This is a genomic window from Anatilimnocola floriformis (assembly GCF_024256385.1).
GTDB classification, from domain to species: domain Bacteria; phylum Planctomycetota; class Planctomycetia; order Pirellulales; family Pirellulaceae; genus Anatilimnocola; species Anatilimnocola floriformis.
This window is the reverse complement of record NZ_JAMLFW010000004.1, coordinates 39,536-54,506: the sequence shown is the minus strand read 5'-3', so window position 1 is coordinate 54,506 and position 14,971 is coordinate 39,536. Positions and strand designations below refer to the sequence as shown.

Here is a 14,971-nt window from a genome sequence, read left to right as displayed (position 1 = left end):
GATAAGGCATGACATATTACTTCTCAAACAACGCCGTGACTACGCTCGATGGCCCCGTAGCAAACGGCAGCGTAACGACCTTCACCGTAGTCGATGGAACATCGTTTCCCATCGGCCCCATTTTCATCGTCAAGATTGGTGACGAACTGATTGAAGTCATCGGACAATCAGACCCGCAGACGTGGTTTGTTAATCGTGGCGTGGAAGGAACTACGGGTGTTGCCTACAGCGGCGGGGAAACAGTGACCCACGTACTTACCGCTGGGGTAGTCGATGCAATCCAATTCACTGACGTAAAAGCACAAGAGGCTGTCGGCGATATGATCTCTGATACCGACACGATCAACCTGACATACACAGGCACGCCGAACCTTTACGCTGATGTAAAAGTCCAGAAGTCAATTACCTCCGACTCCTCGGGAATCAAGTTGGTTGGAGATGAGTCGTCGCCCGCTGCCGATCAGTACTATGGCACAGACTCTGGCTCATCGCTGGGCTTTCACGACTTGCCTAGCGGCGGGGGTGTTGCCATCAACGATATCGGAGATGCCACTGGTGCGGGCAGTGTGGCGCTAGGTTCAAACTCGTTTGAGATTACAGCAGGTGGCGTGCAAGCATTGAATATCACGTCGTCGATGGGTGCGCCTGATATTACAATTGGCGGCACTGTGTTGATTGGGTCAACTGGTGGCTATACCAGTCTGACCGGTTACGTCAGTGTGGGCAACAGCAGCAGCGCAGTAACGTGTGGTGCGGCTGGCGGCACGCTCGCTTTCAACGGATGTACGCCTGTTGGATTGCAGACGATGCCGCTGAACTCTGACGATAGTGGTGCTGGGTTGCAATCGTCATTCAACACGCTGCTTGCCAAGTTAAACACGCTTGGCCTAGTCGGCATCGACATCTAAATCAGCCCCGCTCGAATCATGCGGCCAAAGATGTCACGAGCGATTACCGGACAGATCGAATTACCCAGCGCCTTGACCCTGGCTAATTCACGCTTGAAAGCCACTCGGTCGGATACCCCATCAGGCCGACCATAAACAAGTGGTTGGCCACGTAATGCCCGCTCGGTCTCGGCTCTCTGCCGTGCAGTCCAAAGGCCCAGCCAATCATTTGTGCCGTTAGATTCGAGCAATCGTCCCAAGTCTCGTAAGATCGTAGGCAGTTCTGTAGTTGCTGGGCGTCCATCGCTCTGGGCGTAGGCAACAATCCAGACTCGTTGCCGGTTGTGCGGAAGGCCATAGTCGCAGGCTCGAAGAGTTCGCCATTCCGCATCATACCCGCAGTTGGCCAAGTCATTGAGGACTCGTTGAAAGCCTCGATTGAACAGGCCTCGAACGTTTTCGATGATGCACGCTTGCGGCTTGAGTTCGGAGATAAGCCGTGCATACTCAGACCAAAGACCGGACCTCTCGGCTGTGATTCCTCGCTTCTTGCCGGCGCTGCTAACGTCCTGGCAGGGGAAGCCCCCCGTGATAATCCACTCTCCGCCATACTTCTCCTTGAGTTCGTTGCCGTTGATCTTCGTGATGTCGCCTAGTTGAATTGCCTCAGGGAAGTGATGGGCATAGACTCGGTTGCAGTATTCGTCGATGTCGCTGTTGAAGTGGTTCTCAAACGTGAGTCCTGCCCAGCGAGCCGCCAGAGCGAAGCCGCCGATGCCACTGAAAAGATCAAGATAGTTCATCTCCTTATTGAGTGGAGATGGCTTCAATTCTTCACGTCACATAGTTTGGAATATGCTCGACGCTAAGTTCCAAGGCGTAATGCCACGTCTCTTGTCCGGTGCCCCACGCAACGGCGTAGGTTACGCCGCCTGCTCCAACGGCAAACCTTGTTACCAACCCGCCAATCCGCTCTTCTCGCATTCGGAGAAAGACAACATCGCCAATCTCAAATGCTACCTCGACAGTAATTTTCATTACCTTATTGAGTCAGCACGGCTTCAATTCCTAACGACGGCATCGACGAAATAAGAATCGCCCAACGGCTCGAAGGGGGCGGCGCTCTCCAATCCATCGGCCTGCTCTGCGGAGCGGGCGAAACGGTCGGCCTTGAACTTGGGCGCAGAAGTCTTGTTGTGGGAATGGCTCTGGGATTCGAGAAGCATCGAATGGAATCTCGTAGGAAGCCTTCACGAAGTGCTCGGCCTTAACAGCCGGTTGGTTTAGAGAGTGCTTGAGCGTTGCCACGCTCAAGCACGTTAGGAAGACGAGAACAGGGCCAAGTAGATTCATGCCGTATCTATGGAGCGGGTGAGCAATTACGCTAGAGTGATCCCCTTAGAAACAACATCAGGAGTCCGCAGCCGTGGCCAAGAAGAAGTCCGCCGGTATCAACAAGTCGCAAGTCATTCGAGACTATATGGCCGCAAATCCTGAGGCGAAGCCGAAGGATGTTGCGGCGGCTCTCACGGCTGAACATGGGGTCAGTTTCACCCCGCAGGCTGTGAGCATGACGAAATCAAACGACAAGAAGGCCGGGAAGAAGAAGCCGGGCAAGCGTGGGCCGAAGCCACTGAAAAAACCGATTCATGTTGGCAATCCTCTTCATGGCGATGCATTCAATAACGGCCTCGTAGCCATTGAAGCCGCAGGAGCACTACTCATGGCCTGCGGATCGGTTGAGACGGCTCATAAGACGCTGGAAGCAATTGCCCGAGTAGCGGGATTCAGGACGGGGAACGGGTAGTATGGCCAAGAAAACTCAGTCCGAGATTGAGGCTGAAGGCTTAATGGCGTTTATCGACGCACAATCGCAAGTGATCGTCACTCAATGCGATAACTTCGCCCGCCTTCTCGGGCGTGACTCAAAGGATCACACACACACTGGCAATCTATGTGAGCATCTTCTTCGGGAATGGTTGCGAGGGTTTTTGCCGAAGCGGTTTTCAATCGACAAGGGATTCATTTTCGGGAGGTCGCAGAAATCCAATCGGCACTGTCCGGAAATAGACTTGCTGATCCACGATGAACAATACCACAGCCCGATCTATCGAATGCAAGACATCGTCATTGTCCAACCAGAAGCAGTTCGAGGGATCATTCAGGTAAAGAAAACGCTTAGCCACCGACGCAGGGCAGCAGAGTCTCCGAGCCACCTCGAAAGAGGATTGGCAAACATTCGCAACGCCACCGAGTTCCTCTACGAGCAAAAGAACGCTGGCGAAATCTTCTGCGCTGTTATCGCAATGAGCGGCGACTTACCTGAAACCGGCAAAGAGACTTTTCCTAATACCTGGAAGGCGTCGGGAATCGATCCGAACTTAGCTCCGCATTTCGTTGGCTCGCTTCAAGGACGCTTCGCAATGCCGTCGCTTACGACGAATAAGGTTGAAGTGTGGCCCTCAACACTGCGCATGCACAATATCGCCATGCCGTTCTTTCTCTCACGAATGCTGGCAAGACTCTTGGCGAACAATGAGCGACCGTTCTATTACCCGACTGACGCAAAGTCGGCTTATTCCTTTCCACTGATCGAAGTCCAGTGAGTCTTTCCAGCATTACTTGTTCGCTGCTTCGTGCAAAAGTAGGATTGCCGAGGCGGTCGCATTGATGGCATAGCGAGCGATAAAATCATCAGGCGACTTCGGCTGCGTACCCTGCCCATGGGATTTGCTAAGCCTGTTCCGCAGCGTTGCAATGAGCGTAAGCGGATCAGCGAAGAATGTCGGCAATCCTGTGTTCGTGATGATCGTGCTAATTAAGGGCTTCGCAGTGTCGTTCTGTTGATATGGCCAGCCCTTCTTGTCGCAAATAATCTTCATCACGCTCTCGAACGCCGAGCAACACTTGGTCAGGCAGTCATCGTAGTCGTGCTTCTTGAAGTCTTCGAGCGCTTCGAGAAACTCCTCATTCGCCGTTTTGTATTCGGTGGCTGCGAGAAGATGCAGCGCAGGTTGTATCGCTTGGGTATGCGTCACAGTATTGTCAATGCGGATCAGGCACTGTGAATCTTTGTTGAACTCGTAGCCTAGGCCATGTTCTCTGAAACGATGATTCAAGGCTGCGACAGCATCTTCCGGGGTTGTTGCTGGCTTCGAGTTTTCATCTTCATCTTCCAGGAAGAACGGATACGCCCTGAACGTGAGTTCGATGATGTCCAGGACCAAAACCAAGTTATCTGAATTGAGCAACGCATCGACTAACTGATTTTCAGCACCGCCCTCGTTGCTGAGTTCCAAGAGGCCATGTTCCTCGCACACGATTTTGTGGATGTAGTTCAGAAGTCTATTCGCCTGACGTTGTGTGCTCGTGTAGTACAGCGAGATTTTGAAAATGGAATCTCTCCAAATCCAAAGCACCTGATTTCTGAACTCAGTGGGAAGGTCGTCGTAGGTGAAAGTATCGGGAAGCGACTTGTTCCTTTTCGAGAAGACATCGAACATCAGAAACCTCGTTCAGCAGGCGGCGAAGGATTCAGAACGAGTTTCATAATATCCGGCATCCGAGCGGGCTAAAACGGACTACCCCGCAGCCGAAAGGGGTAGTCGAGGGGGTAGTTTTCTGGAACTCACGCAGGTTTTACAAACGAAAAAACCCGCTATAAGTCCTTGCCTTACAGCGGGTTTCGGATTTAATGGGCGGTGGGGGACTCGAACCCACGACATCCACTGTGTAAGAGTGTTTTTTTCTGGCGACCATGCGTATTTCGCTGGTTTGGCGCTATGTTCTTGGGTAAACTTCCTTTTGGGCGTCCCGATTTACCCAAGAATTTACCCAAGGGAAGCGAAAGTGATTACTAAAGGTCAAAGAGTTAAGTTCAAACCGGAGTGGTCTGATCCGGGCGATGAGTCAAAGACTTTCGTGGCAGTTGACGACGAATCCAAAGGACGGGTGACAGTCGTCTGCCTTCTCGGTCTGGCGATCAATCCGACGCAGGTCGTGCGGGTTGACATGATTCAGCAGGAGGGTTCAGACAATGCCACGTAAGAACCTAGCAGGAACTTTTGAAGGTTCGCCCGCATTCCGCTGGACTCGCATGGTGCGTGGCGTGCGGTGGCGTTTGCTCTGCCGTCCTCAGATGCGAGACGAGAATAAGCCGCACACCGGATACCTCGGCCTGCCTGAATCGCAGTGGACAAAAGAGGGTTCGCAAGCTGCGGCAAACGACTGGTGGGAAAAACATCAGGTGCCCGTTCAGCCGAACCCGGTCGAGGAACTAAATCAGAAAGTCGCCGTGATCGGTCGAGCGATTGACCGGGCAGGAATCGTCGATCCCTCGCCCGCAACCTTAGATGCCTTTGTCGATGAATTCGTTTCGGGAAAGTTGGTCGAGTCCAAAACAGCGCAAACGGTTGGCAAGTGGCGTGATGAATTCCTCGCCTTGAAAAAAGCTGACGGCGGCAGGAGGTCCGGCAGGTTCGACAATCTCAAGCGTGCCGTTGATCGGTTCGTGGCCAGCCTGCCGGATGGGGCCGGTGTCGATGCCGTGACTGAGGAGAACTACCGCAAGTTTTTCAAAGCGATCACGAGTGCGGATCATTCGGCCTACTACAAACATGACACGCTGCAAGACGTGAAGACTTTTATAAAGTTCCTTTATCAAGAACGGCAGTTGTCCGAACCACTTCGCAACCTCGATTCGCTCAAGGTGAAAATTGTTGACCATGCCGTGCAAAGCTTCACGGTCGAGGAACTGCGTTTGATTCTGCGTGATGCGACCGGACCACTCCGCTTGTTCGTCTGGCTTTTTGCAAACTGCGGAATGAGACAGAAAGATGTTAGCTCGATCACTCACGCCATGTATGCCGGTGGCTACCTCACCCGCAAGCGTGGCAAGACTGCGGACCACGCACGAGCGCCCAAAGTCTCCCACAAACTTTGGCCCGAAACGTTGGCGTTGATCGAGCAGCACCGCACGACGGGCAAAGGTTCCGATTTGCTCTTTCTTCAGGAGAACGGGAAACCGTGGGTGATGGATGACACGTTAAACAAAAATGAACGTCGCTGCCGTGACGATAACTTCGCCGCACTCTGGCGGGATTTTGTCGAGACTCACCCGCAGCGATTGCCAGCAAAGCACCTGCGAGGCTCAGCGGCGAACCTGATTCAGGGGAACAATCAGATCAGCCTGCAAGTGAAGTTCCTTGCCGATGTGCCCTCTGGCGTGATCCTGAAGCATTACATCGACCCGACGCAGGAGCAGCTTGACGAGGCGATAACCGGCTTGCGAACGACTATCGGGAAGATTGGCAAGCCGCAGGCAGCAAAACCCGTTTAAGCTCGATTCTGACACGCTTTTGATAGCCCCTTGCGACCGATGCGAGGGGCTTTTTTTATGCGCCGAACCATCGCCAGAATGATTTGCGAGGCTGCGGCTGCGTGAGTTCGGCAATCCTCGCCTCGGCTGCGGCAAGCCGTTCACGCATCAACTCGCAATCTGCCTTTCGCTTTTTGTCTCGATGAACTTGTGCATCATTGTGGCATTGCTTGCACAAGTTCATCGTGCCGTCTTTGGCGTATATGTGTTTATAAAATTGAGAAAGCGGTTTCTCGTCGCCGCACTTCCGACAGGTTTTGTTTAGCATCTGACTCCATGTGTATAAAAAAACCCTCGCAGCCGAGGAGCCTGCGAGGGAAGCTTAAAAAGAGGATAACCCTATGACGAGAGTATATGCCCACTTTATATATGCCGCATTTTCAAAAACCGGTTTTTGAAAATGTGGAAACAAAAAAACCCTGCGGTGTGGGAATCTGAACTACCACACCGCAGGGCCACTTTCCCATCACAAGATGGGGCCTGCTGGAGAACGCCAAAACTTTACAAAAGACTACTCCGCCTGCTTTGTTCTATAGTGCTCGATCAACTTCAATTCCTTTGGGCTGAACCATTCCGGCAACCCATCGCTGAAGATTGCATATAGGTCTGCCCAGAATGTTCGTTCATCAATCGGCATCCCTCTGATCTTCGTTGCGAAATTTATAAATGGGGACTCACGCTTCATTCGCCCCCTTGCTTCTCAGTCCATGCGTTGTGGGCATCCTGAACAGCATTGAGCATCCCTTGCATTTCGGACAACTCACGAATGCCGATCCGCAGTTTAAGTTTCTTTCCCTCGCTGCTCGTGACGGTCACAATTGAAAACGGGTGACGATTTGCGTTGCCCGTCGTGATAATGTCCAACTTCGCCGGACATGTCCAATAGAATTCTTTAGCTGCCATTCTCTACCTTGCTTCGTTCAGTGACCCACTGTTGTAAAGCGGCGGGGTCAATTCGCCGTGTAATTCTCGCAGTGCCGCTAACCGGGATGGCTGGCAAACCCTGCGTCTCAATCAGTATCAACACCATACGGGTGCTGATATTCAAAATCTTCGCTACGTCCTTTGTGGTGTAATACTCACGCATTGATACCCCGCAACTCGTCGAAGTGCCATTGCAGTTCGTCAAACTGATCGTCGGTCAGTTCATCAAGATCGATGCCGCAGCGGTCACATGTTTCGCCTAGTGACTCGTCATCACTGCTATACTCAGCGGCCAACTCAGCCTTCATTTGCTTCAACATTCCCATTTGCATTCCCTTCAAAAAAGGGCATCGTGCCCGATTGTCATTTCCGTATATCTCAGTATATGCCGTTTCTTCGGAATGTTAAGGGAAGAAAGGAAAGATAATAGATATATCAATTCGGCGACGTTCGGGAATTTTACAAATTGAAAAGCGAGGGGCAGCGGCCTGGCGTGTGGGGATACGGGCGAGGGCGCAGCGAGCACAGAATTGAAAAAACAATTCGGGCCAATTGAAATATCAATCGGGAGGGCGGGGAGCTATGTAATCTGCCGCAGCCGGGAATAGGTAAAATGACTCAGTGGACAACCATACACTGAGGTAAATTACATAGTCGCCTGAGGTAATTTACATAGTGCCCTGAGGTAAATTACATAGTCGCCTGAGGCATTTTACCTATTGCCTGAGGTAAATTACACACTATCAATAGGACCAATAGGGGATTAAGAGAAGAAACAAGAGTCAGTCACCAGTCAGCCGCCGCTACGCTCTGGCTGCCCGGCAGGGACGACTGACTCCCTTCGGTCGCCTGCGGGGGGAGCTTCGCAAATCAAGCTTCTAGCAAGCCTGCCCGCAGTTTATCCACAGTATGCTGCCGCAGCTAAAAACGAAGTCCCTTCCCCGCCCCCGATTTTTCAAAATGTTGTTTTCAGGAAATTCAGCCCCGCAGGGAAAACAGTATATACGGCGGCCCCGCCCCCCCTCGCCCCCGCCCCCGCCCCTCGCCTCAAAAATTCACTAGACCCGTCAAGTATCATTTGCTAGAATGCGATATATCAATAGTCACCATTTTCCGAAGGGGTGAAGCATAGATAGAGTGGTTCCCGAACGGGAAGCCTTTTTGTAAATAAAGATACGCAGGAAGCCATGTTGCATAAACATGGCTTTTTGTGTTTTTGGCCTGGAAGCAATTTGCGCTCAGCGGTATAAATAAAGTATCTTATATTTATTTACAAAAGGAATCTCATGAAGGAGACCAAAAAGCGGTCTATCGTTCTGTCCACAACGACACAGTGCCCGCTGAATTTCGCCGAACTAGTCGTCTATAGCTATTGCTGGTTCAGGCAGCGGAAAGGCTTGCCGATCACTCGCATCGGCATCGAACGTGATACCGGCCTAACTCGCAAAGGGTTAGACGCAGCCGCAATCACCAATCTCTGTAATACCGGCCTGCTGACTGTTACCGGTAACATTATCAAGGCGAACGAACCGCCCGCACACTATTTCCATGTGCCAAAAAAAGAAAAAGCGAAATTCCCGTTTTGCTATTTTTCATATTATGTCCGTTCGACTAACTCTGAACTCTCCGCCCGAATGAACGTGTTGTATTGGCGGATCAGCGACAACCCATATCAATCGATTGCGACGTATGCCGGCTCGCTAGGTCTGACTTGGAAAACGGTCAAGGAGAATCTCAAAGACCTACGGGAGCTAGGTCTAGTGGCCGAAGACAATATCGTTGCCGTGCCGCCCGCAGAAGCCTTACACAGCCTTTGGAAGGACAAGGACATACCAAAGGCCAAGCCGGTTCAACGTGCCGCAGAATCGCACGAGCGTGACGACAGGGAATCATCAGTCGCCACTGCCACCGCAACGATGGTCAAGGCAAAGGCGAAACCGAAACCGGTCACAGCGAAACCTCAGACCGCAGCCGCTGACCGTGACTATTCACAGACAGCCATCGAGGCATTTGAGATTCCCACCGTTTTTGAACTCGAAGAGTATGAGGCGCACAAAGACGGGGAAGCCTTTCGCCGCAAAGTGAATTTGATCGGTAACAGGCTGCGAGAATGTAACTACACAGATGACGATGTTGCCGAAGTGTTGCAGGCGATGGTCACTATCAGCGGCGTGAGGGGATTCTATCGAACCGAGGAGTTTATCGGCCTGAGCCTATCTGACCTAATCACGCAGGCCGAAAGCAAAAGCGCCACTAATCGGGCCGGTGGTAAATTCGGCGGCAGGAACTCGAAAGGCATCTTGATAAGCATGATAAAGGAATGGCTGCCGATCCAAAACCTCGCTCGTGGTCGTGGTGCCCCTTGCTGGCGATATTGCGAAGTCATCCAGATTGAGTAAGTCCAGAAACGAAAACACCCAGCGATGTAACAACCGCTGGGTGTCGTCGTCAAGATTGTTAGAGAAGCTCATTCAAAGACTTCACCTTATCTATGCCGCTCGACTAGATATTTCCATGCCAAACCGAGCACCACGTTTCCAACCCGTCACACGAACCGCACGAAGCCTTAAAAAGTCTGACCCGTTCTATTCATCAAGACGATGGGTAGATGAGACAAGACCGGCGAAACTAGCCCTCAATCCGTGGTGTGAGTGCGGCTGCGGTCGTTTGGCGCAAGAAGTCCACCACATCATCCCTAAGGACGTTTGCCCCGATCCGCACGCCATTTCGAATCTGATGAGCCTTACGAAGTCTTGCCACAGCCGCATCACAGCAACCCAGCGGCGATAACCCGTCTGAAGATGTCGGCGGCGATGATCGGGCAAATCGAATTGCCCAAGGCTTTGACTCTCGCTAATTCACACTTGAAAGCCACTCTGTCGGATACCCCATCAGGCCGCAGAGAAACAAGTGGTTGGCCACGTAATGCCCTTTCGGTCGAGGCTCGTTGCCGTGCAACCCATACTCCCAGCCAATCAGCAGTGCCGTGAGGTTGTGTGCGTTCTCCCATGTTTCCCACGGCCTGAGGTTGTTCTGCATCTGCTGAGCATCGAAAGCCCGTGGGGTAGGCAACAATCCACACACGTTGGCGGTTGTGTGCAAGGCCATAATCGCAGGCTCGAAGAGTTCGCCACTCCGCATCATACCCGCAGTCGGCCAAGTCATTGAGGACTCGTCCAAAGCCTCGATTGAACAACCCTCTGACGTTCTCGATGATGCACACTGTCGGCCTGAGTTCAGAGATAAGCCTTGCATAGTGAGTCCAAAGACCGGACCTTGCACCGTCGATCCCTGCACGTTTCCCGGCGCTCGACACATCTTGGCAGGGGAATCCCCCGGTGATGATCCATTCGCTTCCATATTGCTCCTTGAGTTGATTACCGTCGATGCTCGTGATGTCTCCCAGACACTGCGAGGACGGGTAATGGTGTTGATATACGCTGTTGCAGTAGGCATCGATGTCACTATTGAAATGATTATCACAGGTGATGCCTGCCCACTCTGCCGCCAAGGCAAAGCCGCCGATCCCACTGAATAGGTCTAGGTAGTTCATGCACTTATTGAGTGTGCCAATGAACAAAAACCTGAAGAAAATATAAAATTTACAACTCTTTGATAGTTGTCATTTTTTTTGGCACGGGTGCGAATCTGTTGGCCGCTTGCCCGTGTGTAGATTTTTTTGCCCGATTTTCGGCCTGAACCGGGAAAATTCGCCATCAATGGTGCTTATATAAAGCATGGGAAAGCCTAAGAAAGAATCAGCACCGGATTGGTTGACCGGAAAAATAGCACGAACCTACTTCTATAGTCGCCTCAAAGAGTTGCCACCGCTCGATAGTGGACAGCGTGAATTGCTCGCCAAAGCTGCGGCAGAACACGAATCGTATGTCTTGATGCAGGCGATGATTGAGCAGCAATCACAGACACCCGAAGGAATATTCCTTCCCGGTAGCAACGGCAATCTCGTTCCGCACCCTGCCCTTGGCTTGCAGCAGAAGTATGGTGCAGCGTTGCGAGATTGGGAGAAGCAATTGCGGGCGAGTCTTGAAACCTCAGCACCGCAATCGACAGGTGAGAAGTCTAACCTCGATAGGCTGATGGAGGATGAAGAATGAAAATCGTAACAGGAGCACGATGCAGATAGAGAATGATTTGTTCGTCCTGCCGTATGACGAACTATGCCGACAGCAAGGAATGTATGTCGATCTGAAGTTGCCGAAAAAGATCATTCGCTTTTGTGAAGAGTTCTGCACGCTCACGGATGATTGCTACAACGGGCCAGCCGGTCGCAAGGTGACGTTGCTGCCGTTTCAAAAGGCGCTCATCAACACCATGTATGGGTGGCGCAAAAAAGATGGCCGGTTCCGCACGAGATATTGCCATGTGTATTGCCCGAAACGGTGTGGTAAATCCGTGCTCATGAGTTGTCTGTCAGCGTTCCATTCACTCGCCGATCAACGGGCTGATGTGATTCTTACTGCGTCCTGCGTGCCGCAGGCCATGAACTTGTTCAAGCGTATTCGTGACTTCATCGAATCGAGCGAGGATCTTGCCAAAGACTTCTGGCCACGGGAACACCTGAAGCAAATCGTCAACAAGAAAACCGCCAGCACGATTCACATTCTCAGCAGCAACCCTGAGGGCAAATCATCTTACAGCCCCACGCTGATTGGGTTCGATGAGTTCGCCGAGATACCTAGGACCGCTGCACAAACGGTGTGGGATAGGCTCACCCGATCCGGTCTTGATCGCAGCATGAAGTTTATTCTCACGATCACGACCCCCCAATTTGATTTGAGCCACCTTGCTTTTGAAAAATATAAATTGTGCAAGAGCATCCTTGAGGGGAAGTGCGACGACACCGCAGTGCTGCCTGTCGTATATGAAGCACCGGAGAACTGGCGAGACAATGTTGAGGCGGCACTCGATCAGTGTTTCCCGGCGCTCAACATGACGGTTGACAAACGTGACTTGCTCGACGATTGGCAATCGGCACAGGGGAAACCGGGCGAAGAATATAATTTTGAAACTCTGATGATGGGCCGATGGGTGGGCAGCAGCGAAACGTGGCTGAACCAAACCTATTGGCAATCGTGTTGCGGGATGGTGAATGAGAGCGACTTCTACGGCAGCGTCGTTGACATCGGCCTCGACTATGCAAGCAAATTCGACATCTGCTGCTACACGATCACGACAGAACGCAACGGCATTTACCAAAGCTTCCCCCGATACTTCATCCCACGAGGCGAGAACAATTGCATTGCCGTTGAGCGTGGCGAGACAGACAACATCAACTATCTATCGCTCTCGGCTCACCCGCAATACAAGATGACGCTGACCGATGGGAACGTGGTTGATTCTTCGGCACTCATTCAATCGCTGAAGAGGGACGCAGCACACTTCAATATCCGCAGCATCCGGTTTGACCCGACACGCACTGAGGGATTCCGGCAGTTGATCGAGCAACAACCAGAGTTCAGAGGGAAGCTGATTGAAGTTCCTCAGACGGTTTATCACATGTCGCCAGCGTTCTCGATGATTGAGCGCATTGTTTCGGCAGGTCAGTTCAAGACACCGGATAACCCGATCACCAATTACTGCGTGAGCAACTGCAAGCCGGTGCGGGATAAGCATGATCGTTTAGACGTTGTGAAGTCTGGCCACTACAACAAGATCGATTTTGTCGATGCCCTCGCTTGCAGTCTGACGGCATGGCTTGAACACAAAGTTGATCCAAAGGCATTGCCACCCGGTAATGTTTGGGGCGAAACCGTGGGATAGCAACTACATAGGGTATGCCTAATTTCAATATACAGAGTAAGAACATCCCGTGGATGTTGGCCGATCTGCAAGAGCAGGAGCAAGACGACAACCGTGACACTATCTCAGCGAACCCGCTGACTGTCCCTGCGTTCTTCAATGCGATTCGGGAAGTCAGCAGCGGTATTGCGAGAACTGACTTGTGGGTGCGTAAGGTTTTGCCGAATGGCGCCAAAGAGAATGACAAGCAGCACCCAGCATTTAGCCTGTTAAGTCACAAGGCCAACCCGTTCACAACGTCCTTTGAATTCCTGAGGACGCTGCACAGTTCGGCGATTCGGAAAGGTGACGGGTTTGCGTTTATTGATCGTGATGAAACCGGCACGCCTATCGGCCTATACAACTTGAACGCCGATCAGGTGTATCCGGTTCGTGTCGTGCAGCGAGGCATCGTCATCGAGCATTACTACACGGTCAACACCGGCACCGGATATTTCGATGTGCCGTATGACGACATGATTCACATCATGAACTTGCCAAGCGATGAAGCGGGCGAATCTTTTTCAGCCCTCGACATGCTCAAGCTCGCTACGAAAAAAGCCAATGCGATTCAGCGGTTTCAATATCTGTATTTCCAAAACGGTTCGCACATCTCAAAGGTGGTTCGCATCCCCGGTTTCATGACACCGGAACAACGCAAGGAACTGCTAGATAATCTGAAGTGGATTAACGAAGGGCTGAAGAATTCGCACAAGCTCGCAGTGCTGCACGGTGGTGCGGAACTCTCCACAGTAAATCTCAATGCTCAGGAGATGGAACTATCTGCCCTCAGTGAAGCCACGCTCACGGACATTGCCAATGCTGTCGGCCTGCCTGGCACTCGCATCGGTGCCCGTGGTTCGATCAGCTACGGCAGCCTTGAGCAAGACAACTTGTTGTTCGCTCAAATGCTCGACAACTGGTTCACCAATGATGAGGCAGAGTTCTCGGCGAAGCTGCTGCGGCCACGGGAGATTGACACCCACGTAATCGAATTTGATCGTGGTTCGTTCCTCGCATCCGATCCTAGCTACCAGCAATTGCAGCTTGCGAAGTATGCGGCCAAGGTGATTTCCCTCGATGAAGTGCGCAGCAAGCTCGGCGAATCGGGCACGTTTGAACCCGAACCGGAACCGCAATCGCCGCAGGCCGCAGCCGCTGGAAGTCAACCGGCAGAATCTGGAAGTCAAACGAATGACTTCCACGAGGCGAAGGAATCGGCCGCAGGCGGTCTGACGTTCGCCGCACTCAAGCGACTGAAGAAACGATTAGTCAAGTCAGTGGCGGCAGGGAAGTATTCTCTGACCGATCACGAGCGGGTAATCAGGTCTGCCCTCGATGGGTTGGATGCCACACCTGTTATCGAGCAACTGGAAACAATGCAGGCCGAACTAGATAACGTGCTGCCGGAACAAAGACAAGGAGTGATCGAGAAATGGAACATCAACGATTCTGTAAACTTACTTTTAGCGTAGTTACACCTGCGGTTCAAATCACGCAGCAAGACGACGGCGGCGAATACTTCCGAGGATATGCCGCAGTGTGGTTCAATCGGTCGAACCCTGGAACAACTTGTATCAGGGGCGGAATGCACTATCGAGTCAATCGCCATGCGTTTGACAAAGTAATCACGAGCAAGCTACAGATACCGATTTGGTATAACCACGACGACAACTATATTCTTGATCCCGCAGGTGAAATCACCCCTGATGACTTCGGCATGGCGTATAGCCTGCGGTTCGATGCCGATGATCCCGATCACGCAAAGGTGCGTGCGAAGATTCGCAAGGGCATCGTTCAAGGTTCTTCGTGGCAAGGCGAATGTGCCTACAACGAATATCGAGAGGGGCCATACCTAGTGCGTGAGATTGTGGACATTGACCCAACTGGCAGGGTTGAGTTCTCGATTGTAAACAGCCCTGGATTCAAAGCAGCAAATACCGGCACAAGTTTTTCAGTGGTTGCTGACTAGATACCTGATAAC

At 52.0% G+C, this 14,971-nt stretch carries 18 protein-coding genes; 11 read left to right on the top strand and 7 right to left on the bottom strand.

Features of this window, described 5'->3' with window-relative positions; translation table 11 throughout:
- Positions 1-8 precede the first annotated feature (8 nt).
- The gene (locus tag M9Q49_RS34375; protein ID WP_254513867.1) at positions 9-908 is read left to right on the top strand and encodes a hypothetical protein; all 900 of its coding nucleotides are present in this window, start codon (positions 9-11) and stop codon (positions 906-908) included.
- Here M9Q49_RS34375 and M9Q49_RS34370 read toward each other — a convergent pair.
- Positions 905-1,690: a DNA cytosine methyltransferase gene (locus M9Q49_RS34370; protein ID WP_254513866.1), complete on the bottom strand. Its 786-nt coding sequence runs from the start codon at positions 1,688-1,690 to the stop codon at positions 905-907. The genes M9Q49_RS34375 and M9Q49_RS34370 overlap by 4 nt on opposite strands.
- 258 nt (positions 1,691-1,948) lie before the next feature.
- On the bottom strand, positions 1,949-2,113 hold the full coding sequence (locus M9Q49_RS34365) for a hypothetical protein (protein WP_254513865.1): 165 nt from the start codon (positions 2,111-2,113) through the stop codon (positions 1,949-1,951).
- 200 nt (positions 2,114-2,313) lie between these two features.
- Here M9Q49_RS34365 and M9Q49_RS34360 point away from each other — a divergent pair, with 200 nt between their 5' ends.
- Both M9Q49_RS34360 and M9Q49_RS34355 read left to right on the top strand, forming a co-directional pair.
- Positions 2,314-2,694, top strand: coding sequence for a hypothetical protein (locus M9Q49_RS34360; RefSeq protein WP_254513864.1), 381 nt, complete (start codon positions 2,314-2,316; stop codon positions 2,692-2,694).
- Between the two features lies 1 nt (position 2,695).
- Positions 2,696-3,493, top strand: coding sequence for a DUF6602 domain-containing protein (locus M9Q49_RS34355; protein ID WP_254513863.1), 798 nt, complete (start codon positions 2,696-2,698; stop codon positions 3,491-3,493).
- Positions 3,494-3,505: 12 nt separating this feature from the next.
- On the opposite strand, the gene M9Q49_RS34350 is transcribed toward M9Q49_RS34355, so the two are convergent.
- A complete protein-coding gene (locus M9Q49_RS34350; protein ID WP_254513862.1) occupies positions 3,506-4,390 on the bottom strand; it encodes an STM4504/CBY_0614 family protein in 885 nt (294 codons plus the stop codon).
- A 346-nt stretch (positions 4,391-4,736) separates the two neighbouring features.
- Between M9Q49_RS34350 and M9Q49_RS34345 the strand changes: the two genes are divergently transcribed.
- The gene (locus tag M9Q49_RS34345) at positions 4,737-4,934 is read left to right on the top strand and encodes a hypothetical protein (RefSeq protein WP_254513861.1); all 198 of its coding nucleotides are present in this window, start codon (positions 4,737-4,739) and stop codon (positions 4,932-4,934) included.
- Positions 4,924-6,225 (top strand): hypothetical protein, encoded by a 1,302-nt coding sequence (locus M9Q49_RS34340; RefSeq protein WP_254513860.1) that lies wholly within the window; start codon positions 4,924-4,926, stop codon positions 6,223-6,225. Before M9Q49_RS34345 ends, M9Q49_RS34340 begins: the two co-directional genes overlap by 11 nt.
- A 720-nt stretch (positions 6,226-6,945) precedes the next feature.
- On the opposite strand, the gene M9Q49_RS34335 is transcribed toward M9Q49_RS34340, so the two are convergent.
- From M9Q49_RS34335 to M9Q49_RS34330, 3 genes are read right to left on the bottom strand one after another with little or no spacing between them, the layout of a single operon-like run.
- Complete coding sequence (locus M9Q49_RS34335) at positions 6,946-7,167, bottom strand: hypothetical protein (protein ID WP_254513859.1); 222 nt, start codon at positions 7,165-7,167, stop codon at positions 6,946-6,948.
- Entirely contained in the window at positions 7,157-7,351 is a 195-nt protein-coding gene (locus tag M9Q49_RS36275) for a helix-turn-helix domain-containing protein (RefSeq protein WP_390845605.1), read from the bottom strand. The genes M9Q49_RS34335 and M9Q49_RS36275 overlap by 11 nt, the downstream gene beginning before the upstream one ends.
- Positions 7,344-7,508: a hypothetical protein gene (locus M9Q49_RS34330; RefSeq protein WP_254513858.1), complete on the bottom strand. Its 165-nt coding sequence runs from the start codon at positions 7,506-7,508 to the stop codon at positions 7,344-7,346. Before M9Q49_RS34330 ends, M9Q49_RS36275 begins: the two co-directional genes overlap by 8 nt.
- A gap of 966 nt (positions 7,509-8,474) precedes the next feature.
- On the opposite strand from M9Q49_RS34330, the gene M9Q49_RS34325 reads away from it, so the two are divergent.
- Both M9Q49_RS34325 and M9Q49_RS36270 read left to right on the top strand, forming a co-directional pair.
- Complete coding sequence (locus tag M9Q49_RS34325; protein WP_254513857.1) at positions 8,475-9,587, top strand: hypothetical protein; 1,113 nt, start codon at positions 8,475-8,477, stop codon at positions 9,585-9,587.
- A 115-nt stretch (positions 9,588-9,702) separates the two neighbouring features.
- The gene (locus M9Q49_RS36270; RefSeq protein ID WP_390845650.1) at positions 9,703-9,978 is read left to right on the top strand and encodes an HNH endonuclease signature motif containing protein; all 276 of its coding nucleotides are present in this window, start codon (positions 9,703-9,705) and stop codon (positions 9,976-9,978) included.
- On the opposite strand, the gene M9Q49_RS34320 is transcribed toward M9Q49_RS36270, so the two are convergent.
- Positions 9,956-10,741 (bottom strand): DNA cytosine methyltransferase, encoded by a 786-nt coding sequence (locus tag M9Q49_RS34320; RefSeq protein ID WP_254513856.1) that lies wholly within the window; start codon positions 10,739-10,741, stop codon positions 9,956-9,958. The genes M9Q49_RS36270 and M9Q49_RS34320 overlap by 23 nt on opposite strands.
- 184 nt (positions 10,742-10,925) lie before the next feature.
- Between M9Q49_RS34320 and M9Q49_RS34315 the strand changes: the two genes are divergently transcribed.
- The 4 genes from M9Q49_RS34315 to M9Q49_RS34300 are packed head-to-tail and all read left to right on the top strand — an operon-like array spanning position 10,926 to position 14,959.
- Positions 10,926-11,303, top strand: a complete 378-nt coding sequence (locus tag M9Q49_RS34315) for a hypothetical protein (protein ID WP_254513855.1) — start codon at positions 10,926-10,928, stop codon at positions 11,301-11,303.
- The gene (locus tag M9Q49_RS34310; RefSeq protein ID WP_254513854.1) at positions 11,293-12,969 is read left to right on the top strand and encodes a terminase TerL endonuclease subunit; all 1,677 of its coding nucleotides are present in this window, start codon (positions 11,293-11,295) and stop codon (positions 12,967-12,969) included. The genes M9Q49_RS34315 and M9Q49_RS34310 overlap by 11 nt, the downstream gene beginning before the upstream one ends.
- Positions 12,970-13,022: 53 nt before the next feature.
- Positions 13,023-14,462 carry a phage portal protein gene (locus M9Q49_RS34305; RefSeq protein WP_254513853.1) on the top strand — a complete coding sequence of 480 codons (1,440 nt, stop codon included), beginning with the start codon at positions 13,023-13,025 and terminating at the stop codon, positions 14,460-14,462.
- Positions 14,423-14,959 (top strand): HK97 family phage prohead protease, encoded by a 537-nt coding sequence (locus tag M9Q49_RS34300; RefSeq protein WP_254513852.1) that lies wholly within the window; start codon positions 14,423-14,425, stop codon positions 14,957-14,959. Before M9Q49_RS34305 ends, M9Q49_RS34300 begins: the two co-directional genes overlap by 40 nt.
- Positions 14,960-14,971 lie beyond the last annotated feature (12 nt).

Bases quoted from the DNA above. Each gene is read 5' to 3' on its own strand.
- M9Q49_RS34340 (WP_254513860.1), top strand. From the start codon at position 4,924: ATGCCACGTAAGAACCTAGCAGGAACTTTTGAAGGTTCGCCCGCATTC.
- M9Q49_RS34335 (WP_254513859.1), bottom strand. From the start codon at position 7,167: ATGGCAGCTAAAGAATTCTATTGGACATGTCCGGCGAAGTTGGACATT.
- M9Q49_RS34310 (WP_254513854.1), top strand. From the start codon at position 11,293: ATGAAGAATGAAAATCGTAACAGGAGCACGATGCAGATAGAGAATGAT.
- M9Q49_RS34315 (WP_254513855.1), top strand. From the start codon at position 10,926: ATGGGAAAGCCTAAGAAAGAATCAGCACCGGATTGGTTGACCGGAAAA.
- M9Q49_RS34305 (WP_254513853.1), top strand. From the start codon at position 13,023: ATGTTGGCCGATCTGCAAGAGCAGGAGCAAGACGACAACCGTGACACT.
- M9Q49_RS34365 (WP_254513865.1), bottom strand. From the start codon at position 2,113: ATGCTTCTCGAATCCCAGAGCCATTCCCACAACAAGACTTCTGCGCCC.
- M9Q49_RS34355 (WP_254513863.1), top strand. From the start codon at position 2,696: ATGGCCAAGAAAACTCAGTCCGAGATTGAGGCTGAAGGCTTAATGGCG.
- M9Q49_RS34370 (WP_254513866.1), bottom strand. From the start codon at position 1,690: ATGAACTATCTTGATCTTTTCAGTGGCATCGGCGGCTTCGCTCTGGCG.
- M9Q49_RS34330 (WP_254513858.1), bottom strand. From the start codon at position 7,508: ATGTTGAAGCAAATGAAGGCTGAGTTGGCCGCTGAGTATAGCAGTGAT.
- M9Q49_RS36275 (WP_390845605.1), bottom strand. From the start codon at position 7,351: ATGCGTGAGTATTACACCACAAAGGACGTAGCGAAGATTTTGAATATC.
- M9Q49_RS36270 (WP_390845650.1), top strand. From the start codon at position 9,703: ATGCCAAACCGAGCACCACGTTTCCAACCCGTCACACGAACCGCACGA.
- M9Q49_RS34375 (WP_254513867.1), top strand. From the start codon at position 9: ATGACATATTACTTCTCAAACAACGCCGTGACTACGCTCGATGGCCCC.
- M9Q49_RS34300 (WP_254513852.1), top strand. From the start codon at position 14,423: ATGGAACATCAACGATTCTGTAAACTTACTTTTAGCGTAGTTACACCT.
- M9Q49_RS34325 (WP_254513857.1), top strand. From the start codon at position 8,475: ATGAAGGAGACCAAAAAGCGGTCTATCGTTCTGTCCACAACGACACAG.
- M9Q49_RS34350 (WP_254513862.1), bottom strand. From the start codon at position 4,390: ATGTTCGATGTCTTCTCGAAAAGGAACAAGTCGCTTCCCGATACTTTC.
- M9Q49_RS34320 (WP_254513856.1), bottom strand. From the start codon at position 10,741: ATGAACTACCTAGACCTATTCAGTGGGATCGGCGGCTTTGCCTTGGCG.